The sequence below is a fragment of the Isoptericola sp. NPDC056605 genome (assembly GCF_042792795.1).
Lineage (GTDB): Bacteria > Actinomycetota > Actinomycetes > Actinomycetales > Cellulomonadaceae > Isoptericola.
On record NZ_JBHTVT010000021.1, the window covers coordinates 47171 to 71152 of the forward strand.

A 23982-nucleotide genomic window follows, 5' to 3' on the forward strand; every position below is an offset into this window, starting at 1 on the left:
CGACGACCACGCCCGAGACGAGGGCCCGAGACGAGGACATGACGAGCACGAAGAGGACGAGGACATGGTGACCGCTGCCGCTGACGCCCCCGCACGCACGACGCGGGTCAGCTCCCGCGCGCGCAAGGACGCCGTGCTGCTCGGCGCGGTCGACCTGGCACGCGAGGCCGCGCAGGAGGGCGCGTCGTCGCCGTCGGACGTCGGCGAGCACCTGGGCGCGGTCGCCGAGGGCGAGCGACTCATGTCCCACCGGTTCGCCGCGACGATGCCGGGCTACCGCGGCTGGCACTGGACCGTGACGCTGGCGCGCGTGCCGCGCGGGAAGGTCGCGACGGTGTGCGAGGTCGAGCTGCTGCCCGGCGACGACGCCCTGCTCGCGCCGGCCTGGCTGCCGTGGTCGGAGCGCCTGCGCCCGGGCGACGTCGGTCCCGGCGACACGCTGCCGTTCAAGGCCGACGACCCGCGCCTCGAGCCCGGCTGGAAGGCCACGGGCGACGAGGAGCTCGACTCCGTCGCGATCGACGAGCTCGCCCTCGCGCGCGAGCGCGTGCTGTCCCCGCAGGGCCGTGACGAGGCCGCCGAGCGCTGGTACCGCGGCTCGCGCGGCCCGACGGCGCCGGGCGCGGTCGCCTCGCCCGCGGAGTGCACGACGTGCGGCTTCCTCGTGCCGCTCCAGGGTCCGCTCGGCCAGCTCTTCGGCGTCTGCGCCAACGCGTGGTCGCCCGACGACGGCAAGGTCGTGTCGCTGGACCACGGCTGCGGCGCGCACTCCGAGACCGACGCCCCGCACCCGCCGAGCGACTGGCCGGCCGACGCGCCGCTCATCGACGAGCTCCGGGTGGAGGCCGTGACGGTCGAGCGGCGCGCGCCGCAGAGCGACGCGCCTGCCGACACCGCCGACGCGGCCCGTGACGGCACGACCGACGTCGCGGAGGCGGACGCCGCTCCCGAGCGCCCCGTCGCCGAGTGACGGGCGACGTCTTCGGGACCGCCGCGCTGCGGCACGCGGTCACGGAGGCGTGGCTCGGGTCGGGCACGCGCTTCCGGGAGGACGCGAACGCGGAGGAGGACCATGCGCGCGGCTACTACCGCGACCGCGTGGTGACCGAGCTCGCGCAGAACGCCGCCGACGCGGCCGCGCGGGCCGGTGTCCGCGGGCGGCTGCTGCTGCGCCTCACCGAGCTCACCGACGACCCGCGCGGCGTCGCGGTCCTCGTCGCCGCCAACACCGGCGCCCCGCTGACCGCGGAGGGCGTCGCGTCCCTCGCGTCCCTGCGCGCGTCGGCGAAGACGGGCTCCTCGGCGGCCGAGTCCGCCGAGACCCCCGCGGGGACCTCCGCCGAGGTGGGCCGCTTCGGCGTCGGCTTCGCCGCGGTGCGGGCGGTCGCCGACGAGGCCACGGTGCGCTCCACCACCGGCGGCGTGCGGTTCTCCCTCCCGGCGACGCGCGACCTGCTCGACGACGTCGCCCCGGAGGGCTCGCCGCTGCGGGACGCCGTCGCCGGGCGCGGCGACGACCTGCCGGTGCTGCGCCTGCCGTTCCCGGCGCCCGCGCTGGGCGAGGCGGCCGACGGGGCCGACGGGGCCGACGACGTGGGGGACGGCTTCGCCACCGTCGTCGAGCTGGTGCTGCGCGACGCCGACGCGGCGGGGTCCGTGCGCGCGCAGCTCGACGCCGTCGACGACGCGCTGCTGCTCGCGCTGCCCGCCCTCGCCTCGGTCACCGTGCACGGCGACGACGGGCGGACGCGGGTGCTCGCCGACGTCGACGACCGGTGGGCGGTGCTGCGCCGGTCGGGCGCGGTGGCCGACGACGAGACGGCGGACCTTCCCCTCGAGCAGCGCCGCCCGCGCTGGACCCTCGCGTGGGCGGTGCGCCGGCACGCGGGCACGCCGGGCGACGGCGCGGCGGCCGACCACGGCGCCGTGCTGCACGCGCCCACGCCGACGGACGTGCCGCTGACGTTCCCGGCGCTGCTGGTGGCGTCGTTCCCCGTGGACCCGGGCCGCCGGCGCGTGCTGCCGGGGCCGCTGACCGACCGCCTCACGGCCGAGGCCGGCCGCGCGTACGCCGACCTGCTGGCCGGGCTGGCGCACGAGCGGGGCGCGGACGTGCTCGACCTCGTGCCCGGCGGGATGCCCGCCGGGGACCTCGACGCCGCCGTCCGCGAGTCCGCCCTCGACGCGCTGCGCTCGGTGCCCCTGCTGCCCGCGCCGCCCGACACGTCCGCGGGCGACGACGCGCCCGTCGCGGCCAGGGTCGCCCCCGCCGACGCGACGGTGCTGGTGGGCGCGGCGGGGGACGACCCGCGGCTCGTCGGCGTGCTGGCCGGCGTCGTGCCGGGGCTGGTGGCGCTCACGACGGTTCAGCAGGGCGTGGCACGCCGGCTGGGCGCGACGCCCACGACGCTCGCCGACGTCGTCGCCGAACTGCCCGGCGGCCTGCCCCCGTCGCGCTGGCACGCGCTGTGCGACGCGCTCGAGCCGTACGCCGTCGACCCGGGGGTGCTGGAGGCGCTGGCCGGCGCGCGCGTGCCGCTCGCGGGCGGGCGCACGGCGTCCGGGGTGCGGGGCACGGTCGTGCTGCCGGAGGACGACGACGATCCCGCGCTCGCCGCGGTCGCCCGGACGCTGGGCGTGCGCGTGGTGCACCCGGACGCGGCGCACCCGCTGCTGGTGCGGGCGGGGGCGTCGTCCACCAGCCCGCGCGCGCTGCTCGACGACGCGGGGGTGCGCGCGCTCGCGCTGGCGGCGTCGGAGGCGCTGCTCGACGGCGCGCCCGAGGTGCCGGAGACCGGCGCGGTCGCGGCGCCCACCCTGGTGGGGCCGGTGGACGAGGGCCCGCGCGAGGTGGTGCAGAACGTGCTCGCGCTGGCGCGCCTGGCGCACGCGGGCGGCGGGCAGGACTTCCCGTTCTGGCTCGGCGAGCTGCCGGTGCCGACCGAGGACGGCTGGCGCCCCGCGCGCGAGGCCGTGCTGCCCGGGTCGTGGGCGGCCGGGGCGATGCCGGGGCTCGCACCCGTCACGCGCGCGGCCGTCGCGTACTACCCCGCGCCGCTGCTCGTGGCGCTGGGCGTGCGGGCGGACGTCGACACGTACCGCGTCAGCGACGTGCTCACGCCCGACCCCGCGGATCCCGAGGCCGAGCACGGGCCGGACGACCCGGCGGGCTGGCTGTCCGGGTGGGAGGACTACCTGGAGTTCCTCGCCGGCCGGCTCGGACCCGGCGTCGACGTCGGGGACGTGGAGGCGGTCGCGGACCTCGACGCGGTGGGCGACACCGGCACCGACGACGCCGACGACACCGACGACGCCGACGACACCGACGGCACCGACGAGGCGGACGCCGACCCGTGGGGGCCGGTGCTCGCCGCGCTCGTCGCGGACCCGGACGCGCGCCGCGCGCTCGTCACCCCCGTGGCCGGGGCGCCGTCGTACACGGCGTGGTGGCTGCGCGACCGCCTGGGCGCGCCGTTCGCCGCGCACGACGGGGTGCCGCTGCTGCCGCCCGCGCCGCCCGCCGTCGCCGCCCTGGACGCGGAGGCGCGCCGGGCGCTCGGCGTGGTCGACGGCCTCGACCGGCTCGACCCGATGGACTGGCCCGCGGCGCTCGACCGGCTGCCCGACGTCGGCACCTCCGTGCCGCTGCCCGTCGCGCTCGGCGTGTGGCGGGGCCTCGCGGGGCTCGCGGTGCGGCTCGCGCCCGCCGCCCGGGCCGCCGCGCTCGACCCGCTGCCGGACCGGCTGCCCGCGCTCGACGCGAGCGACGTCGTCGTGCGCCGGGCCGACGACGTCGAGGTGGCCGGCACGGCGCGCTGGGCCGTGCTGGGCGCGGTGCTGCCCGTGCCCGAGGCGGAGGTCGCGGCGGTGGCCGACCTGCTCGACCTGCCGGTGGTGGGGGAGGACGGGCTGCCCGCCCCTGACGGGCCGGGCCGCGAGCGGGCGCTCGACGAGCGCGTGGCCGCCCTCGACCCGCGGCTGCCCGAGGTGTGGTTCGAGCACGGCCGGCTGTCCGTGGCCGGCAGCCCCGTGCCGTGGTGGGTGGACGCCGACGGGCGCGCGCACGCCACCGACCGGGCCGGGCTCGCCGCCGCGCTCGCCGACGTGCTGGGCAGGCCGGACCGGTGCGCGCTGCTGGCGACGGTGCTCGCCGCGCCGGAGCGCGCCGCCGAGCTCTGGGTCACGACGGCCTGGGGCTGACGGGTCGCCGCCGGGCGTCCGTACGATGTCCGGGTGCTCGAACCGCAGAACCTGACGCCGTCGACCGCGGGCGCGCTGCGCCGCCTCACCCTCTTCACCGGCTCGTCGCCGGGCCACGACCCGCGGTACGCCGCGGCCGTGCGCGACCTGGCAGCGGAGCTGGCCGGCCGCGGCGTCGGCGTCGTCTACGGCGGCGGCCGCGTCGGGCTGATGGGCGAGGTCGCGGACGCCGCTCTCGCCGGCGGCGGCGAGGTGCTCGGCGTCATGCCGCAGGCGCTGGTCGACGGCGAGATCGCGCACCCCGGCCTCACGCGGCTGGAGGTCGTCGCCGACATGCACGAGCGCAAGCTGCGGATGGGTGAGCTCGGCGACGGGTTCGTCGCGCTGCCGGGCGGCGCGGGCACCCTGGAGGAGCTGTTCGAGGTGTGGACCTGGCAGCAGCTCGGCATCCACGCCAAGCCCGTGGCGCTGTACGACGTCGGCGGGTTCTGGCAGCCCCTGCTCGCGATGGTCGACCACATGGTCGCCGAGGGGTTCCTCGCGTCGGCCTACCGCGACGCGCTGGTCGTCGCCGACACGCCGGCGGCTCTCCTCGACGCGCTGGAGGCCTGGCGCGCGCCCGCTGCCAAGTGGGGGCGCTGAGGCCCGGGAGGCTCAGTCCTCGCCGCGGTACTCGTCGCGGTGCTTGCGCTCCCACAGCATGCCGGCACCGCCGAGGAGGACGCCCGCCACGCAGGTGACGACCGCCTCCTGGGTCCCGCGGCCCATCAGGTACACGACGAGCGTCGCGACGAGCGCGACCGCCCACAGGCCGATGCCGCCGAGCAGCACGCGCCGCAGGTCGACGCGCAGCGGCGGCGGACCGGGGCGGCGCTCCTCGGGATGGGTGAGCAGGCGGACGAGCGAGGGCACCCGCTCATCCTATGCCGCGGGTCCCGGGACCGTGGCCCGCGGCGGCAGTCGTCCGAGGCACGTCGCCCATGACGCGGGGGTGTGGTTGAAATGCGGGTGAAACCGCAGGTCAGCGGGTGAAAACCTGGTCGGGTGAAAGCCGGGGTGAAAGGGCCCCGGAAGGCTCTCCGCAAGCCCCGTGACGCTCCTACCTTGGTGACGCCACCGTGCACGGGCACGGTGCCCGACCCGGGAGAGGAGGCCGCCGTGATCACCGTCTCGGACATCGGCCAGCCCCTCCGGTCGCGCACCGCCGCGCTGCGGGCCGCGCGCCTCAAGGAGGTGCGGGACTCGTTCCGCGCGGAGTCGTGGCAGACCTCCTACCGCCGCCGCCTGGTGCGCACGGACGTCGTCGTGGTGGTGGCAGCGGCGGTGGCCGCCGCCGTCGTGCGGGGCCTCGCCGTGCACGACCACGTCACGCCCTGGGTGCTGGGGGACCAGCTGCTGTCCGTCGTCGTCCTGGTGACGACATGGCTCGGCAGCCTGTGGGTCGCCCGCGCCTACGACGTGCGGGTGTTCGCGTCCGGGCCGGCCGAGTACCAGCGGGTGTTCGACGCGTCGTGGCGGCTCGTGGCCCCGCTCGCTCTGCTCGCCCTGCTCGTCGCGCGGCCCGGGATCTCGACGTTCCTGCTCGTCGCGGTGCCCACCGGCATCGTCGCGCTGCTGCTCGGTCGGTGGCTGTGCCGCGGCTGGCTGCACCGGCAGCGCCGGCAGGGCGCGTGCGTCACGCTCGTCCTCGCGGTGGGGCTGCGCGACCAGGTGGAGCGGCTCGTGCACGAGCTCAACGACCGCACCTCCGGGTACCGCGTGGTCGGGGTGTGCGTGCCGACGTCCGACGACGTGCGGCCGGGCGAGGAGATCCTCGGGGTCCCCGTGCTCGGGGACCTGCGCACCGCCGGCACGATGGCGGCCCAGGTGGGTGCGGACTGCGTCGCGGTCAGCGGGTCCGACGCGATCACCGCGGACGTCGTGCGCAAGCTCGGGTGGGAGCTCGAGCCCGCCGGCGTGGACCTCATGCTCACCGCCGAGCTGGCCGACGTCGCGGGGCCGCGCATCACCGTCACCCCCGAGCAGTCGGTGTCCCTGCTGCACGTCGACGCCCCGCGTTTCACGGGGCCGCGGTACGTGCTCAAGTCGGTCGTGGACTGGACGGGCGCCGCGCTCATCACGCTGCTCCTGCTGCCCGTGATGGCGGTCGTCGCCCTCGCCGTGCGGGTCACCAGCCGCGGGCCCGTGCTGTTCCGCCAGGACCGGGTCGGGCGCGACGGCCACACGTTCGAGATGCTGAAGTTCCGCAGCATGCGCCAGGGCGCGGACCGCGAGCACACCGTGCTGACCGGGCCCAGCGACGGCGACGGCGTCCTGTTCAAGCTGCACGACGACCCGCGCATCACCCCGGTCGGGCGCGTGCTGCGCCGGCTGTCCCTCGACGAGCTGCCGCAGCTGTTCAACGTGCTCGCCGGCCAGATGTCGCTCGTCGGGCCGCGGCCGCCGCTGCCCGCCGAGGTGTCGAGGTACGAGGCGCGCGTGCGGCGGCGGCTGCGCGTCAAGCCCGGCCTCACCGGGCTGTGGCAGGTGGGCGGCCGGTCCGACCTGTCGTGGGAGGAAGGCGTGCGTCTCGACGTCTTCTACGCGGAGAACTGGACCGTGTTCGGCGACCTCCTCATCCTCGCCCGCACCGCGAAAGCCGTGGTCACAGGGCGCGGGGCGTACTGACAGGTCGTCGCCTCTCCCGGCGTCGCCGATGTGAAATCCGCGTCACCACGCGGTTTCCGTGCAAGAACCCTTCACAGGATCTGGCACGATTCTGCTCATGGCGAACCAGACCACCGCGCCGCCGCAGGGCGAGCTGAGCGCGATCGACCGCTTCTTCAAGATCACCGAACGAGGCTCCACCATCGGCGCGGAGATCCGCGGCGGTCTGGTGACCTTCTTCGCGATGAGCTACATCATCGTGCTCAACCCGCTGATCATCGGCACCGTGCCCGACGGCACGGGCCAGGTGCTCGGCGGCGGCACCGAGGCCACGCCGGAGACGCTCGGCATGGTCGCCGCCGCGACCGCGCTGATCGCCGGCGTCGCGACGCTCCTCATGGGCGTCTTCGCGAACTACCCCCTCGGCCTGGCCGCCGGCCTCGGCCTCAACGCCGTCGTCGCGTACTCCATCGCCGGCCTGCCGAACGTCACCTGGGCCGACGCCATGGGGCTCGTGGTGATCGAGGGCGTCATCATCCTGATCCTCGTGCTCACCGGCTTCCGTGAGGCCGTGTTCAACGCGGTGCCCGTGGAGCTCAAGACGGCGATCAGCGTCGGCATCGGCATGTTCATCGCGCTGGTCGGCCTCGTCAACGCCGGCTTCGTCGTGCCCGGCGAGGGCACCGTCGTCGCGCTCGGCAACCTCGGCACGTGGCCGATGCTCGTGTTCGTCGTCGGCCTCGTCCTCACCATCGTCCTGTTCGTGCGCAAGGTGCGCGGCGCCATGCTCGTCGCGATCATCACGGCGACGGCGCTCGCGGTCGTGCTCGAGAACACGCTGCACATCGGCGCCAAGAGCGCGGAGAACCCTGACGGCTTCAACCTCAACGCGCCCACCTTCTCGGGCGTGGTCACGACGCCGGACCTCGGCCTGATCGGCCAGTTCTCCCTGCTCGGCTCGTTCCAGAACATCGCGGCGGTGTCCGTGGTCCTCATCGTCTTCTCGCTGCTCATCGCGGACTTCTTCGACACGATGGGCACGATGGTCGCCGTCGGCTCCGAGGGGAAGCTCCTCGACAAGGACGGCAACCCGCCTCGCACGCGCGCCATCCTCGTGGCCGACTCGCTCGCCGCGGTCCTGGGCGGCGTCGGCAGCACGTCGTCCAACACCGCGTACGTGGAGTCGACGACGGGCGTCGGTGCCGGCGCGCGTACCGGCTTCGCCGCCGTCGTCACCGGCGTCCTGTTCCTGCTCGCGACGTTCCTGTCGCCCGTCGTCGCGCTGGTGCCCTACGAGGCCGCCGCGCCCGCCCTCGTCTTCGTGGGCTACCTGATGATGGCGCAGGTCGCGGGCATCTCGTGGCGCAACGTGGAGATCGCCATCCCGGCGTTCCTCACGATCATCATCATGCCGTTCACGTACTCCATCGCCGACGGCATCGGCGCCGGCTTCATCGCCTTCGTGATCATCAAGCTCGCGCTCGGCAAGGTGCGCCAGATCCACGCGCTCATGTGGGTGGCCGCGGCCATGTTCCTCGTCTACTTCACGCTCGAGCCCATCCAGGCGGCACTGGGTCTCTGACCTCGCGCGACGACGTCGCGCCCCGACGGCCCCGGACGGTCCTCGCGACCGGCCGGGGCCGTCGTCGTGCCAGGGTGAAATGTTCCGCGGCTTCTGCCCGGTTGTGGCGGATCTCCGCGGCTGAGCGTGACCGATCCGTGGTCATACGGTGTGGTGCAGGGGGAGGCCGCCGCTACGATTGCCCCGGCCGTCGGGCAGGGTCTCGACGGCACCCGGGAAGCCTTGTCCGACGAAGCGCACCCGCCCCGACCAAGGACTGGAAAGCATGCCCGTAGGAGCCGAACGCCGGTGGTCGTCGACCACTGCCCGCAAGGCTCTGTGGCACCTGCGTCACGGCGGTGTGACCCAGCTGAGGGCGTTCCTGCGGCGGCGCCGTGCGACGGGGGAGCAGCGGTCGGGCGCCGGCCGGATGACGAGCGAGGGCCTCACCTTCGACCCCTGGGACATGCCGCGCCGCGCCCCCGGCCGCGACCTTCGGGTCGGCGTGATCCTGGACGACTTCTCGCGACTCGCGTTCGGCTACGAGTGGGAGCAGGTGCTCCTCAAGCCGTCGTCGTGGCGCGAGCAGCTGGACGGGCTGGACCTCGTCTTCGTGGAGTCCGCGTGGCGCGGCAACGGCGGGGCGTGGCAGTACCACCTCACCGGCGCGTCGGCCCCGCGTCCCGCGCTGGTGGAGATGCTCGACGCGGCCCGCGAGCGGGGTGTCCCGACGGTCTTCTGGAACAAGGAGGACCCGGTCCACTTCGAGGACTTCGTCGACACGGCGGCCCTGTTCGACCGCGTGTACACGACCGACGTCGGGCGCCTCGACGCCTACCGCGAGCGGCTGGGCCACGACCGCGTGGGCGTGCTCGAGTTCGGAGCGCAGCCCGCGATCCACAACCCCGTGCGCACCCACGGCGACGGCCCGGGGCGGGACGTCGCGTTCGCCGGCACGTGGTTCGCGCACAAGTACCCGGAGCGTCGGGAGCAGGCCGAGATGCTGCTGGGCGGCGCCCTCGACGTCTCGCCGCGCATGGCCACCGGGCTGGAGATCTTCTCGCGGTTCCGCGGGCAGGGGGACCGGTACGAGTTCCCGGAGCCGTTCGCTTCGCGCGTCGTGGGATCCCTCGACTACGCGCAGATGCTCACGGCGTACCGCGACTACAAGGCGTTCCTCAACGTGAACTCGGTGGTCGACTCGCCGAGCATGTGCGCACGACGGATCTTCGAGATCACCGCCTGCGGCACCCCCGTCGTGACCGCGCCCAGCGCCGCGACGGGGGAGTTCTTCCCGGCCGACGAGGTCTTCGCCGTCACGTCGCGCGCCGAGGCCGCCGACACGGTGCGCGCGCTGGTGCGCTCGCCAGAGCTGCGCGACCGCGCCGTCCACCTCGGGCAGCGGCGCATCTGGCGGGAGCACACCTACGGGTCGCGCGTGCAGCGCGTGCTGCACGACGCCGGCCTGGCGCCGTCGGCGGACGTGCCGCGGCAGAGCGTCACCGCGCTGGTGTCCACGAACCGTCCGCACCGGTTCGACGACGTGCTGCGCACCGTCGGTGCGCAGACCGGTGTGCCGGTGCAGCTCGCGCTGCTGACGCACGGCTTCGAGGTGGACGAGGCGGATCTGCGCGGGCGCGCAAAAGAGGTCGGCGTCGAGGACATCGTGCTGCTGCAGGCGGGGAGCGACGTCCCCCTGGGGACGTGCCTCAACCGGCTCGTCGACGTCGCGGACGGCGACGTCGTCGCCAAGCTGGACGACGACGACCTGTACGGCCCGCAGTACCTCTCCGACCAGCTGTACGCGCTGGACTACAGCGGCGCCGAGGTGGTCGGCAAGCAGGCGCACTACATGTACCTCGAGGGCCACGACGCGACCGTGCTGCGCTTCGCGGAGCGGGAGCACCGGTTCACAGACTTCGTCATGGGACCTACGATCGTCGCGCGTCGTTCTGTTGCCACGGGCGTGCGATTCGGCGACACGTCGCGAGGTGAAGACACAGCCTTCCTGAACAGGGCAGTGGATGCGGGCGCTCGGATCTACTCCGCGGACCGATTCAACTTCGTCCAGGTGCGTTCCGGCGAGGGCCGGCACACCTGGACCGTCACCGACGCCGCGCTGCTCGCAGCCGGCGACGTCATCTGCTACGGGCGTGCCGACCGGCACGTTCTCGTCTGACGAAGGTCGCAGGATGGGAATCAACACGGTCTGCGTCGTCGGGCTGGGATACATCGGCCTGCCGACCGCGGCGATCTTGGCGTCCAAGGACGTCAAGGTGATCGGCGTGGACGTCAACCCTTCCACGGTCGAGGCCGTGAACAGAGGTGACGTGCCGTTCGTCGAGCCGGACCTGGCGACCTACGTGGCGGGCGCGGTGCGTCAGGGCAAGCTGCGTGCCACCGAGACGCCGGAGCCTGCGGACGCGTTCATCGTCGCCGTGCCGACGCCGTTCCACGGTGACCACGAGCCCGACCTGTCGTACATCAGGGCCGCCGCCCAGGCCATCGCGCCCGTCCTCCAAGGGGGCGAGCTCCTCATCCTCGAGTCGACGTCACCTCCTGGTGCGACCCGCAAGATGGCGGAGTGGGTACTCGAGGCTCGCCCGGACCTCATCCAGGACGCCGCGGACGGACGGCCGCGGATCCACGTGGCGCACTGCCCGGAGCGTGTGCTGCCCGGCCGCGTGATGATCGAGCTGGTCACCAACGACCGCATCGTCGGCGGACTCACGTCCGACGCCGCGCAGATGGCGAAGAACCTGTACGCGACCTTCTGCCAGGGCGAGATCGTGTGCACCGACGCGACCACCGCCGAGATGGTCAAGCTGGTCGAGAACTCGTTCCGCGACGTCAACATCGCCTTCGCGAACGAACTCTCGCTCATTGCGGACCGGGTCGGAGTCGACGTGTGGGAGCTCATCCGCCTCGCCAACCACCACCCGCGCGTCGATGTCCTGCAGCCAGGCCCAGGCGTCGGCGGGCACTGTATCGCCGTCGACCCGTGGTTCCTCGTGGACGCCGCGCCCGAGCAGGCACGCCTCATCCGCACCGCGCGCGAGGTGAACGACAGCAAGCCGCGCGCAGTCGCCGATCGGGTGCTCGACGCCGTGCGTGGGATCGAGCGCCCGACGGTCGCTGCGCTGGGGTTGTCCTTCAAGGCGGACATCGATGATGTCCGAGAGTCGCCGGCAGTGGAGATCGTGAAGCTTCTCGCGACAACTCGCCACGACATCGACGTTCTCGTCGTAGACCCGCACGTGCGGACGCTTCCCGCTGCCCTTGCCGCGTTCCCTCATGTCCGACTCGTGGGGCTCGAAGCCGCGGTCGCGGCCGCCGAGGTGGTCGCACTCCTGGTCGACCATTCGGCATTCAAGTCGAAGCGTGAGGTGTTGAGCAGCGCTCGCGCGCTGGTCGACACGCGCGGTCTCGTTGACGCCGGATTCACCACTCCATGACCGGTCTGAGAGCAAGGAACCTTGTGAAGATTGACATGCGGACGCCCGTGATCGGCTCAGGTGCGCTCGGTGCGCTCGCGATGATCGTCGTCGCGTTCGCCGACCTGTCGGTCACGTCCGTGGCGCTGGCGGTGGGCTCGTTGGCCCTGACCGCGACCGTGTGCGCCGTGGTGATGCGGGCCGCTCGGCAGATTCACCGCGCCCAGGTGCGGACCGAGCAGCTCATCATCGAGAACCACAAGCGGGCTTCCGTCTGGAACCACCACCTGAAGGAGGCCGGCGTCGGAGGGCATGGGCGCGGCGGCAGCCAGGCGGCGGCCACGGTGACACGGTCGACTTCCGCGACGTCGTCCTGGAAGGATCACGCCCAGGCCGCACGCCTGGCACGATCGGGCGCCTTCGACGCCGAGCACTACGCGGCGCTGGTGGGGGCCACGTTCGACAGCCCGATCGACGCCGCGTCCCACTACCTCAACCTCAACGCTGCCAAGGGCGTCATGCCCTCACCGTTTCTCGACAGGACCTTCCTGCCCTCCGCGGTCACCAGTGCGCTCGCCCGTGGCGACGCCAAGCCCCTGCTGGCCTTCCTGCGTTCGCCGAAGGCTTTCGAGCGGCCACTCAGCGAGCTCTTCGACGCGCGGTACAGCGACGTGAGCCCCGAGGCCGCCGGGATCCACCCCGGAGGTGTGCTCGGAGCGTTCTTCGAAGGCGTCACGGAGAGCACGGAGCTCGCGCTGGCTGACGACTCCGTGATCTCCGGGGCACGTGTAGCCACGGTGCGCCGGGCGCTCGTCCAGCACGGAGTGCGGTACTACGCTGGCGCGCCCTCCACGGAACCTCGAGAGCAGTCGACCTGGGACCACGACGCCGAGATCCAGTGGCTGGGCAGCGTCCGGGCCACGGCACCCGGGCCCTTGCCCTCGGTCTCGGTAATCATGCCGGTCAAGGACCGAGCGGGCTGCATCGAGGCGGCGATCGCGTCGGTGCAGCGGCAGACGCACGGCAACTGGCACCTCGTCGTCGTCGATGACGGCTCCACGGACGACACCGCCTCACGGGTGCGTGCGATGGCGGAGCGAGACGCGCGCATCACGCTTCTCCAGAACGACGGAGCGGGGGTGTCCGCCGCCCGGAACACCGGACTCGACGCTTCGGCCGGTGAGTACATCGCCTTTCTCGACAGCGACAACGAATGGCGTGAGCACTTCCTCGAGACGTCGCTGCATGCCATGACGACGCGTGCCATCGGTGCCGCCTACGCCGCCGTGGCCATCGGCGACGACAAGGGTGGCGTCCGGTACCGCGCCTTCGCGGGCGGGCTCGACCAGCTCCGTCTGCTCAACCACATCGACCTCAATGTCTTCGTGGTGCGGTCCGACGTCATCGCAGACGTGCGTTTCGACGAGACCCTGCGGCGGTGGGTGGACCATGATTTCGCCATCAAGGTGGCGACACGGACCTCACCCGAACTCCTGCCCTTCATCGGGTGCGAGTACGACCACTCGACCGAGGCCGTCGACCGCATCACAGTGAAGGAGTCCGAGCACTGGCAGTGGGCCGTCCTGGGCCGTCACTGGGTCGACTGGGAGTCGACCGCATCCACCGTCGCGGGACGTCTGTCGGTCGTCGTCCCCACCTACAACGACCACGTCATGACCGCGCGGGCGGTGACGAGCGTGCTGCGCGACGCCGATGCGTGGGGCGTGGACGTCGAGGTCGTCGTCGTCGACAACGGATCGCGGATCGAGATCGGCCAGCAGATCCTGGCCGGCGTCGGTGCTGCTGACCGCGTGCGCTACCACCGTCTGCCGCGCAACCTCAACTTCGCGATCGGCTGCAACGTCGGCGTGGTGGCCGCGACCGGTGAGCACGTCCTTTTCCTCAACAACGACACCGTGGTGCGCAGCGGGACTCTCGTCCGTCTCCTCGGCGTGATGGATCGGCCCGACGTCATCGGCGCGCAGCCCGTGCTGGTCTACGACGACGAGACCATCCAGACCGCCGGTTCCGTGTTCTCCACGCGCAACTCGTTCCCGAGCCACCTCCTGACGGGCCACCCTCCGGCCGACGCTGCGTCGCTCGACGGCGTCGAGCTGGATGCCGTCACCGCGGCCGCGTTGGTGATGCGTACCGACGACGTGCGATCGCTGCGGGGGTTCGACCCGATCTTCGTGAACGGGATGGAGGACGTGGACCTCTGCCTGCGGGCGAGGGAGGCGTTCGGTGGTCATTTCACGGTCGTCCCGACCGCGCTGGTCACCCACCTGGAGAGCAAGACGCCCGGTCGTGGCAACAACGTGGACGAGAATAGGCGGATCTTCCTGGAACGCTGGAGCGGGATGCTTCCGGGTCCGCAGGACACCGTCTACGAGCGGTGCGGGTTCGCGGTCGCCCACGTCGGGACCGACGGCCGCGCCGTCCCGGGGCCGAAGCCGGTGATCGTGCGCAACCCCGAGGACCGTCGGACGCGGTGGGGGATCAAGATCGCGAGCATCCCCGGAGAACGCGGTGACCAGTGGGGCGACACCCATTTCGCCGAGTCGTTGCGCGTCGCGCTCGAGGACCAGGGCCAGACGGCGGTCGTCCACCGGCACGGGGCGCACTCGACGCCGGCTTCCTCCTTCGACGACGTCGTGCTGGTCGTCCGCGGCATCGACCGTGTCCGCCCCATGCCGGGCAAGCTCAACATCCTGTGGGTGATCAGTCACCCTGACAAGGTGACGATCGACGAGATCCGCGAGTTCGACCTGGTCTTCGCGGCCTCCGTCCCCTGGGCGGCGAAGATGTCGGCTGCCTCGGGGCGCGATGTGGTGCCCCTGCTGCAAGCGACCGACATCCGACGGTTCAACACGTCGGTGGAGCCCGTGCAGCTGGGCGTTCCGCTCTTTGTGGGGGGCGTTCATCCAGGACGCGAGCGGCCCGTCGTCGAGGCAGCGCTCGGTGCGGGCGTCGACCTTGCCGTGATCGGGCCGGGATGGGGCGACTCCCTCCCGGCGGGAGTCCACCGTGGGCACTACGTCGACAACGAGGAGCTCGCCGCCTACTACCGCGGCGCGAGCAAGGTACTTGCGGACCACTGGGGAACGATGTCCGCCGAGGGGTTCATCCAGAACCGCGTCTTCGACGCGGTCGCCGCGGGCTGCCGCGTCGTGTCGGACCCGGTGGACGGGCTCGACGAGACCTTCATGGGGGCGGTGCGCACGTACGACTCGCCGGACGACCTCACGCGGCTCTGCGGTGACGACGCGGGTAGCGAGTTTCCCAGCGAGGCCGAGATGGACAAGATCGCGGCCGCCGTGCGCGAGAACCACTCGTTCCAGAAACGAGCCAAAGAGCTGGTCAGCGCGGCATCGTCCGTTCGCTGACGAATGACCGACTGCGAAAGAGAGTTGGGCAGGTCAATGATTTCGAACGACGTCCAGAAAGCACGCATCCAGATCCCGCGTGCCGGTGGACAACCGCCTGTCTGGCTCAGGGTGGAGGCCGCACTAGAACTGGATGACTTCTTCGTTGTCGCCGGTTGGCGGTCCGAGCCGATCGAGGTCGAGGTGCGGAGCGGTGGCGTGGTGCTCGACGTCGACACGTATCTGCGTCCGCGCAACGACGTCGCCGCCAGCCTGGATCTGAAGTCGGGCGACGACCTCGGATTCGCGATCGTGGGGAGGGCGCCGAAGGGTGATCGGATCGACATCGCCTGGCGCGAACCGATGGCGACACGCATGCCGATCACCCTCACTCAGTTCGATGAGTTCGAGGGTGGCAAGCTCCCGCTCCCTGACTCCGAGGTGCTTCGTGTGAGCCGATCCTTGCCGATTTTCGGTGACGACTGGCGCCGTGTCGTCGTCGGGACGACGGGGCGACGCCCGCGGACGGGCGAAGCCGTAGGAAATGTCGAGTTCGCGGTCGCCAACCCGCAGGCGAGAGACGGCATCGTGAGCGGATGGTGCCTCACAGGTCAGCACTCCATGGTCACCTGGGTGGAGACGTCGTCCGGCGAGGTGACCGCTCTCTCGGCCGCGACCCCCCGTGAGCGCCAGGACGTCGTGGAGGCCTTCGCGGGCTCCTACCCGGGAGGGGACCGTCAGCCCGGCTTCGCGCTCCGGGTCCCGGGCGTCGTCAAGGGCGACGTGGTGAGGCTTCGCGCGCAGACGGAGGACGGTGTCGTCGACCTCAGCGAGGGGACGGTGGCGGAGCTCCCGCACGATCCCGTGAGGGCGGCGGAGACGATCTTTGGGCTGAGCGCGCCCTCGCCCAACCGTTTCGCCGGCTACGTCGGTCAGATCGCGCTGCCGGCCCTCGGCGGGATGATCGAGAGCCGACGCGATGAATGGACCCGCCAGTCGATCCTGGTAAGGGAGTACGGGAACCTGCACGAGCGGCCGCGGGTCTCGATCGTCGTCCCGCTGTACGGGCGGACCGACTTCGTGGAGCACCAACTCATCGAGTTCGCGCGGGACGAGTGGTTGCTGGATCACGCGGAGCTCGTCTACGTCGTCGACGACCCGCAGATCCTCGACAAGTGCATCACCGATGCGGCTGGCCTCCACAACCTCTACGGTGTGCCCTTCCGGCTGGTGTGGGGAGGCGTCAACCGGGGCTACTCGGGTGCCAATAACCTCGGTGCCGAGCACTCGCGAGGAGATCTCCTGCTCTTCCTCAACAGTGACGCGATCCCCCAGAAGCCGGGTTGGCTCGAGAGCCTCGTCGGCTCGCTCGAGGAGCATCCGGACATCGGCGCCGTCGCGCCACGCCTGGTCTTCGGCGACGGATCGATCCAGCACGCAGGGATGACGTTCCGGCAGCGAGCCGACCTCGGGGTCTGGGTCAACCACCACCCGCACATGGGCCTGGACCCGGAGCTCGACCCCGCGGCGGGCCAGGACGTCGACGTGCCTGCTGTGACGGGGGCGTGCCTCCTGGTGCGTCGGGAGGACTTCGACGCTATCGAGGGCTGGGACACCGGATATCTGATCGGGGACTTCGAGGACTCGGACTTCTGCCTCAAGCTGCGATCGAACGGCAAGCGGATCATCTACAGTCCTGCGGTCCAGCTGACGCATCTCGAGCGTCAGTCGTTCGCACTCCTGGGCGACTCGAGCTTCCGGCTCAAGGTCGTCATCTACAACGCCCACCGCCACCAGTCCCGCTGGGGAACGATGCTTGAGGAGCTGGCCGATGCCCGCTAGTGGTCGCGAACGAATCCTGGTGGTCTCGCATGCCCACCCCGACTTCAGCCTGGGCGGGGGAGAGATCGCCGCGTACAACCTGTTCAAGGCGTTCCGACGGAGCGATGACGTCGAGGACGCCTGGTTCCTCGGCCGCGTGGATCGCGGACGCGGCGCGACGGGGATGATCGGCAAGCGCCGTGATCACGAGTACATCTGGGAACAGGGCGTCGCCGACTGGACGATGAAGGCGGCGCACAGGGACTCAGTTCTGACATGGTTTGCCGACCTGATTCGCGCGCTTCGGCCGACCATCATCCACGCCCACCACTACGTGCATCTCGGCCTCGACTTCGTCCGTGTCGTGAAGCAGATCGACCCGTCGATCCGGATTTATCTGACCTTGCACGAATACATCGCAATTTGTGCCAACAATGGTCAGATGATCAAGACGAACGGCCGTTTGTGCTCCCGAGAGTCTCTCGACGAGTGCCGGATGTGCTTCCCTCACAGGTCGGCCGAGGACTTCTGGCTCCGCAAGCACTTCTTGAAGAGCCACTTCGATCTCGTCGACGGATTTGTGTCACCCTCGGAGTTTTTGAGAAGGCGTTACATCGAGTGGGGCGTGCCGGCCGAAAAGATCGTTGTTATCGAGAACGGGCAGGCCGACGAGCCGGCGATTGATCCACGGCCGTTGGACAAGGGCACACGTAATCGCTTCGCATACTTCGGCCAGATCAACAAGTACAAGGGCCTCGACGTCGTGCTCTCCGCTCTTGTAAGCATGACGAAGAAGGAACGCTCCGGCATCGCGCTCGAGGTGCACGGTGCCAATCTGGAACTCCAGTCCGGTGAGTACCAGGAGGAGATCGAGAAGCTTCGCCGTCCCTTGATGAAGGAGGGCGTCCTTCGTTGGGCAGGACCGTACCAGCCGCATGAGCTGCGAACTCGGATGACCGGCGTCGACTGGGTGATCGTGCCGTCGGTGTGGTGGGAGAACTCACCGATGGTGATCCAGGAGGCGTTGAACTTCGGGCGTCCGCTGGTCGTGTCCAACATCGGAGGCATGGCCGAGAAGGTCGAAGACGGTGTCACGGGGGTTCACGTACCTGTCGGCAATCCTCTAGCCTGGGCCGAGACGCTGCGGCAGCTGTCGGGGTACGACCTCGAGTGGAACGCCCTGCAGAGCCAGATCATCAAGCCGATCACGCACGACGAGTGCGCTCGGGAACATCTCGAGATCTTCGCCGAATGGAGCAGCCAGTGGACTACTATCCGCGTGTCGGCCTGATCGACAATCTGCAGAACCCTCACGAGCTCATACTTCGTGAGGGCTACGAGGCGCCGGTCGATCGATACATGGCCGCGGTCGGGGGGAACACCGGCAATCTGGCGTTCGTCCACGGCGCCCACAAGATCATCGGGCCCAAGCTGACGCGCGTCGGCTGGGGTTGGAGCGTCGAAGCGGTCCGCGACGTCGCTGACGTGATCGTCATCTCGTGCGCGAACCAGATCGGCGCGCACGCTGATCTGGGAGGTTGGGCAGACGCTCTGGAGCGGTTCGGCCTCCCGGTGGTGCTCCTTGGCCTGGGTGCGCAGACGCCCAACTACGAGGCCGGGATGGAGATCCCCGAGGGCACGAGGCGGTTCCTCCAGATCGTGGAGAAGTTCCGACCGGCGGAGGCGTCCAACACCGGGGTCCGAGGCACGTTCACCCAAGAGGTGCTGGCCGGGCTCGGGTCGGAGAGCGTGCCGCTCGGTTGCCCCTCGCTCTTCATCTCGCCCGACGTGAAGCTCGGTGCGAGCATCGCGAAGCGGTCGGGTTCTCGAGAGATCGGCCGGGTGGCTGTCGCCGCCGGCAACCCGTTCCACCTGGGAAACCGTGCGGTCGAGAAGCAGATGATCGCCCTGTGCGAGGAGTACGACGGGGCCTACGTCGTGCAGCATCCGGACTCGATCGTCGGGCTGGCGCTCGATGGAGCCAGGCTGGACGTGGAGAAGACGACGGTGATCGGTGAGCTCCTCGGATTCTCAAGCGCCGCAGAGTGCGCGGAGTGGTTCCGCCGCAACTCGTACTCTTTCCACGAGTCCCAGACCTGGATGCACGCACTTCGCCACTACGACGCTGTGGTGGGCGCGCGCTACCACGGCGTGGCGTTCGGGGTGCAGATCGGTATCCCTGGCCGCGTGCTGCACATCGATAACCGCACGAAGGAACTGGCGACCACGACAGGGATCCCGTCCACGGCCGTCGAGGACATCGTGGGGATGACGTCGGACGAGATCGTCGGCCTGCTGCCCTGGGACGACGCAGCGGGACGTGAGTTCGACGCGAACCGGCAGAGCAAGGCACAAGCGATGATCGACTTCCTGACGGCGAACGGCCTTGAGCCGTCCGCACAGCTGAGGGCGATCGCTGCTGCGTCCGCCGGTGCCGAGGAGCGAACGACCGCATGACCGCACAGGCACTCCTGCTCGGCATCGCTCGCACGGTTCCTGACGCGCCGTTCATGGATGCAGCCCAGCTCAACGCCGCCGTGGGCAACAACACCGGGAACCTGGCGTTCGTCCAGGCGATCGACCAGCAGCTGGGCGGTGGACTGCCGCGGTATCGCCGGCTGGAACGGGCCGAGATCATCAACGCTCGCCCGGAGCCGGTCGCCGTCGTCCCATGTGCCAACCACCTGGGGACGCATCTGGACCTCGCGGGGGAGGCGGCACACTTCGCCAAGATCGAGAAGCCGATGATTGCTATCGGACTCGGCGCCCAGGCGAATGTCAGCATGAACGACCTCCCGGACCTGCCCGAAGGCTCGGCCCGGTGGCTGCGGGAGCTTGCCGAACGGTCCCCGAACGGCGCGCCGAACATCTCTGTGCGCGGTGAGTTCACTCGTCGAGTGCTCGAGAAGTACGGCGTCGACGACAAGGCCGTCGTCCTCGGCTGCCCCACACTGTTTCTTGGTCCTGCGCAGATCGGCAAGACGATTGCCGAGGCGGCGGAGCGGCCCATCAGGCGTGTCGCGGTTGCCTCAGGGCACTATCGGTGGCGCCACCTTCACAGACTAGAGCGGTCGCTAGCGCGCATCGTCGAAGAGACGCATGGGGCGTATGTGCTGCAGAGCCCGCTCGAGATGCTCCGGGCCTACCGTGAGGAGTGGGAGGCGCTGCCGGCCGACGTGACGGATGACATGAGTCTCTCCCTCTTCGACGACGGCAATGACCTGGATCGTCTCCGCTCGTGGTACCGCGCGTACTCCATCGCCCTCTTCGACGTTCCCGCTTGGATGAACTACCTGCGCTCGTTCGATTTTGTGATCGGGCCGCGAATCCACGGTGTGATGCTTGCCCTGCAAGCCGGTGTGCCCGGACTGTGCATCGCGCACGACTCTCGGACCGCCGAGCTGTGCCAGACCATGGGTGTGCCGCACGTCCGAGCTTCCGAGGTGCGCAACGGTATAGCACTCCAAGATATTCGCCGACTCTTCCAGTTCGATCCCGCCGCGTTTGATGCGCGGCGCCAGCAGCTCGGCGAGGACTATGTCGCATTCCTCAGCGGCAACGGGCTGCGGGCGGACCTTCTCTGAGATCTGGGCGATAGGTGCTGCAGGAATCGGCTGATCGCACGTTGAGCAGCCTCGGGGCAGCGGCGCCGCGGGTGCGCGAAGGCGGGTAGCCAGCCCTTGTCGGGGTGAGATGAGGCAGGGGTGGGCCACCGCCGTCCCGAACGAAAGGGGGCGACGTTCCGGTCCGGCACCGTCCGGGGTGCAATGCGACGGCTCGTTGAGGGCAGTGCAGCGCGTGAAGACGGGCTTCGAGCTGGAGGGTGATCGCTGACGCTAGCCTGCGAGAAGCCCTGCCACCCGCGCGGTGAGTCGCGGGACGTTGATCGTGTATGGCTTGTGGGGGCCGGACGCGCCAGGGTCCGGCTTGCCGAAGAAGAAGCCGTGGCGCATTCCAGTTGACGCAAACAGGTTGTTGTGCGCGTGGAGCCAATTCGGTTGGCTCTCGATGTCAACGATGACAGTGCCAGGGTTGCAGAAGACAGTGTTGAACATCCCTGCACCCGACGGTCCGACGACGAGGTTCGCTGCCGCGAACGTCTCGATCTGCTGCGATACGGTGAGCTCGTCTGGCACCACGGGCTCGAGTCCGAGGCTCGCCATCGCGTCCTCGACTTCGTCAGCATTTAGGCAGACACGCTTGCTGCGTGCGGCGATCCCGGTTCGGCGGGAGATGTAGATGTTCCTGTTTGCAGGCTTCCCTCCCATTGTTCCGAGCAGGTCAGCGGCGTAAGGCGAGAGATACAGTCCGTCGGTGGGCTCGGCCGGAACCACCGAGCTTTCGATTCTGTAGCGTGCGCCGGGTCGGTAGTCGATGATGTCGTCGTCGGCCCAGCCGACCAGTCGCAGCATTTCACGCTGACGCTCGTGGCGGCAGTAAGCGAGCAACTTGTCGCAGCCGAGGCGTCGGAGCATGATCGCCTTGGGGACGATCCGGGTGATGAACGAGCCCCAGTTGCTGGGCTCGACCGAGAGGGCGACGCCCACTCGACCGGCGATATGGATCGGCTCGCGATGGCGAGACCCGGCGAGCCAGAACTGCTCGGCGTCGCGGTCGAAGGTGACATGCGTGTCTCGGTCGGTCAATAGCAGTCGATGGTCGTCCTTTCGGCCCGCCGGAAGGACGCGATCGAGCATGAGGTGTCCATCCTCGTGGACGAAAAAGCGGTGGCCTTCCGGGCGCCACCGCTCTGACAGCTCGATGGCGAACTCATGCAGCTGCACGTACTCGCGCCTTGCCACCGGCTTATAACCGACGTTGTCGGGGTCGTCCCAGAACTCCCAATGGCTCCGCGGTGCCACACGGGTGTTCTGCTTCGAGATGAGCCGGCTGTCAGGGACCTCAAGGCTGGGGTTGCGGATCAGGGTGAGTGGCTCGAGGTCTGCAAGGTCTGCACTCGGAGCCTGCGGCGCGTCCGCGGTCCTGGCCCGGGTGGGTTCCTGTGGAGCCGCGGGCTGCTCGGCAGTTTCCTGGGTCGGCAGCGCGTCAACGGACGGTGAGTGAGTCCGGCTCGCCGCAAGACTGTCCGCGAAGTCGGTGAGCGCAGAAACCAGCTTGCTGTAGACAGGCTCCGCGTAGTGGAACGGCGCGGCGCCCCAGGGATGGTCAGCTCCGGACACGGCCTCGGAAGGCGAGATCGAGAGCGTGTAGGCCTGCAGCGCGGTCGCAGCAGACGCCGCGTACATGCGGAACAGAGGGTTGGCCGTCTTTGCATCCATCCCGAAGCTGAGCGGGGCTTCGGTGCCGTTCTCCGACATGCTCGCCCATGCGACATCGAGGATGACGATGGGGATTGTGACCAGGACGTCTTGACTGTGGCGGGCCACGGTTTCGATGGCTGATGTCCAGAAGCGGAAGTGTTCGCGGCTGCCGAAGGGGACGTGCCGGGCCCCGGACGGGAGGTGATCTTCTGCACCGGACTGGATCAGCTCGATCGATCTGGTGATCACGCTGCCGTCGGGCAGGACATAGACACCGAGCCGCTCGTCGGTCAGGTCGAACAGAATCAGATCGGTGTGTCCTGCCGCCGTTCGAAGCCGGGTGAGGAGCTCCGATGAGAAGTCGCCGGTGACCATCCTCTGCTGGAACGGCGATTCGAGCACAGGTGGGCTGACCGACGTCACAGGCGTGGAACCTGCGCTGATCGCCGACTGCCGCGCGACGTAGTCCACAAGCTCGAACTGCGACGTATCGAGGCGTTCGAACGTGTCACGGGAGACGCAGGAGCCCCAGATGAACACACGGGTCTTGCTCATGATTGTCCTTCGGTTCCCCAGTCCGCCGGACGCGGGCCGAGATCGAGCAGGTGAGTGATGGCGGCCACGGAGCGCATCGCTCCGTGGCCGTCGCCGTACGGGTTGGTCGCGTGGGCCATGGCGCGGTGCGCGGTGGAGTCGGTCAGTAGCGTCGCGACTTCCTCGACGATGCGGTTCTCGTCCGTACCGATGAGCCGGACCGTGCCGGCTTCCACTGCCTCGGGGCGCTCGGTGTTCTCGCGCATCACGAGCACCGGCTTGCCGAGACTGGGCGCCTCCTCCTGGACTCCTCCCGAGTCTGTGAGCACCACGGACGCGAGTGCGAGGAGGCGTGTGAACTCGCCGTACCCCAAGGGTTCGGTCACGGTGACGTTGCTGCGTCCCTCGATATACGGGAGCAGTGCCGCACGCACGAGCGGATTGCGGTGGATCGGGAGCACGACGGCGATGTCGGGAAAGCGGTCCGCGAGGCGTCCGATCGCGCGCCCGATCCCCTTCATCGTGTCGCCCCAGTTCTCCCGCCTGTGCGTCGTGACGAGTACGACGCGTCCGCCTGCGTCTGCCAGGCTCTCGAGCTCAGGGTCGGTGAACGAAGGCTTCCTCTCGACGGCCGTAAGAAGGGCGTCGATCACGGTGTTGCCCGTGATCACGACCTGGTCCGGCGAGATGGTCTCGCGCAGGAGGTTTGCCTTGCTGGTCGCCGTGGGCGCGAGGTGCAGCGCGGCGAGCTGCGAGGTGAGCCGGCGGTTGGCCTCCTCCGGGAACGGGGTGGAGATGTCTCCCGACCGCAGTCCCGCCTCAAGGTGGACCACAGGTATGCCGCGATGGAAGGCCGCCACCGCGGCCGCGGTGGATGTCGAGGTGTCGCCCTGGACGACCAGCGCCGCTGGCTTCTCTGCTTCGAGCACCGGGTCGAGGCGCTCAAGCACGCGCGCGACGATCAGTGACAAGGTCGCTCCGTGCTCGAAGATGTCGAGGTCGTGGTCTGGGGTGATGCCAAAGATCTCGTTGACCTGGTCGAGCATCTCGCGGTGCTGCCCGGTCACCACGGTCACGGAGTCCAGCGCGTCGCTGGCTTCCAGGGCCCGGATCACGGGCGCGACCTTGATGGCCTCCGGGCGGGTGCCGTACACCGTCAT

The 23982-nt window shown here is 70.3% G+C and carries 15 protein-coding genes; 12 read left to right on the forward strand and 3 right to left on the reverse strand.

Annotated features, from left to right (window positions below; translation table 11 throughout):
• Nucleotides 1-64 precede the first annotated feature (64 nt).
• From ACFQ8Y_RS18425 to ACFQ8Y_RS18435, 3 genes are read left to right on the forward strand one after another with little or no spacing between them, the layout of a single operon-like run.
• Nucleotides 65-970, forward strand: coding sequence for a DUF3027 domain-containing protein (locus ACFQ8Y_RS18425; protein WP_430548645.1), 906 nt, complete (start codon nucleotides 65-67; stop codon nucleotides 968-970).
• Nucleotides 967-4200, forward strand: a complete 3234-nt coding sequence (locus ACFQ8Y_RS18430) for a sacsin N-terminal ATP-binding-like domain-containing protein (protein ID WP_430586361.1) — start codon at nucleotides 967-969, stop codon at nucleotides 4198-4200. Before ACFQ8Y_RS18425 ends, ACFQ8Y_RS18430 begins: the two co-directional genes overlap by 4 nt.
• 33 nt (nucleotides 4201-4233) lie before the next feature.
• Nucleotides 4234-4842, forward strand: coding sequence for a TIGR00730 family Rossman fold protein (locus tag ACFQ8Y_RS18435; RefSeq protein WP_430586362.1), 609 nt, complete (start codon nucleotides 4234-4236; stop codon nucleotides 4840-4842).
• 12 nt (nucleotides 4843-4854) lie between these two features.
• On the opposite strand, the gene ACFQ8Y_RS18440 is transcribed toward ACFQ8Y_RS18435, so the two are convergent.
• Nucleotides 4855-5112, reverse strand: coding sequence for a DUF2530 domain-containing protein (locus ACFQ8Y_RS18440; RefSeq protein ID WP_430548648.1), 258 nt, complete (start codon nucleotides 5110-5112; stop codon nucleotides 4855-4857).
• Between the two features lie 246 nt (nucleotides 5113-5358).
• Here ACFQ8Y_RS18440 and ACFQ8Y_RS18445 point away from each other — a divergent pair, with 246 nt between their 5' ends.
• From ACFQ8Y_RS18445 to ACFQ8Y_RS18485, 9 genes are all read left to right on the forward strand, one after another.
• Entirely contained in the window at nucleotides 5359-6867 is a 1509-nt protein-coding gene (locus tag ACFQ8Y_RS18445) for a sugar transferase (protein ID WP_430586363.1), read from the forward strand.
• Between the two features lie 97 nt (nucleotides 6868-6964).
• Nucleotides 6965-8428 (forward strand): NCS2 family permease, encoded by a 1464-nt coding sequence (locus tag ACFQ8Y_RS18450; protein ID WP_430548650.1) that lies wholly within the window; start codon nucleotides 6965-6967, stop codon nucleotides 8426-8428.
• Between the two features lie 340 nt (nucleotides 8429-8768).
• On the forward strand, nucleotides 8769-10586 hold the full coding sequence (locus tag ACFQ8Y_RS18455) for a glycosyltransferase (RefSeq protein WP_430586364.1): 1818 nt from the start codon (nucleotides 8769-8771) through the stop codon (nucleotides 10584-10586).
• Nucleotides 10587-10599: 13 nt separating this feature from the next.
• Nucleotides 10600-11862 (forward strand): UDP-N-acetyl-D-mannosamine dehydrogenase, encoded by a 1263-nt coding sequence (gene wecC / locus ACFQ8Y_RS18460; RefSeq protein WP_430586384.1) that lies wholly within the window; start codon nucleotides 10600-10602, stop codon nucleotides 11860-11862.
• 35 nt (nucleotides 11863-11897) lie between these two features.
• A complete protein-coding gene (locus ACFQ8Y_RS18465) occupies nucleotides 11898-15227 on the forward strand; it encodes a glycosyltransferase (RefSeq protein ID WP_430586365.1) in 3330 nt (1109 codons plus the stop codon).
• Nucleotides 15228-15263: 36 nt separating this feature from the next.
• The gene (locus ACFQ8Y_RS18470) at nucleotides 15264-17048 is read left to right on the forward strand and encodes a glycosyltransferase family 2 protein (RefSeq protein WP_430586366.1); all 1785 of its coding nucleotides are present in this window, start codon (nucleotides 15264-15266) and stop codon (nucleotides 17046-17048) included.
• 19 nt (nucleotides 17049-17067) lie between these two features.
• Complete coding sequence (locus ACFQ8Y_RS18475) at nucleotides 17068-18318, forward strand: glycosyltransferase (protein ID WP_430586367.1); 1251 nt, start codon at nucleotides 17068-17070, stop codon at nucleotides 18316-18318.
• Complete coding sequence (locus ACFQ8Y_RS18480; protein WP_430586368.1) at nucleotides 18291-19484, forward strand: polysaccharide pyruvyl transferase family protein; 1194 nt, start codon at nucleotides 18291-18293, stop codon at nucleotides 19482-19484. Before ACFQ8Y_RS18475 ends, ACFQ8Y_RS18480 begins: the two co-directional genes overlap by 28 nt.
• Nucleotides 19481-20611, forward strand: a complete 1131-nt coding sequence (locus ACFQ8Y_RS18485; RefSeq protein WP_430586369.1) for a polysaccharide pyruvyl transferase family protein — start codon at nucleotides 19481-19483, stop codon at nucleotides 20609-20611. The genes ACFQ8Y_RS18480 and ACFQ8Y_RS18485 overlap by 4 nt, the downstream gene beginning before the upstream one ends.
• A gap of 252 nt (nucleotides 20612-20863) precedes the next feature.
• On the opposite strand, the gene ACFQ8Y_RS18490 is transcribed toward ACFQ8Y_RS18485, so the two are convergent.
• Nucleotides 20864-22843, reverse strand: a complete 1980-nt coding sequence (locus ACFQ8Y_RS18490) for a DUF6270 domain-containing protein (RefSeq protein WP_430586370.1) — start codon at nucleotides 22841-22843, stop codon at nucleotides 20864-20866.
• The gene (gene wecB / locus ACFQ8Y_RS18495) at nucleotides 22840-23982 is read right to left on the reverse strand and encodes a non-hydrolyzing UDP-N-acetylglucosamine 2-epimerase (protein WP_430586371.1); all 1143 of its coding nucleotides are present in this window, start codon (nucleotides 23980-23982) and stop codon (nucleotides 22840-22842) included. The genes ACFQ8Y_RS18490 and wecB overlap by 4 nt, the downstream gene beginning before the upstream one ends.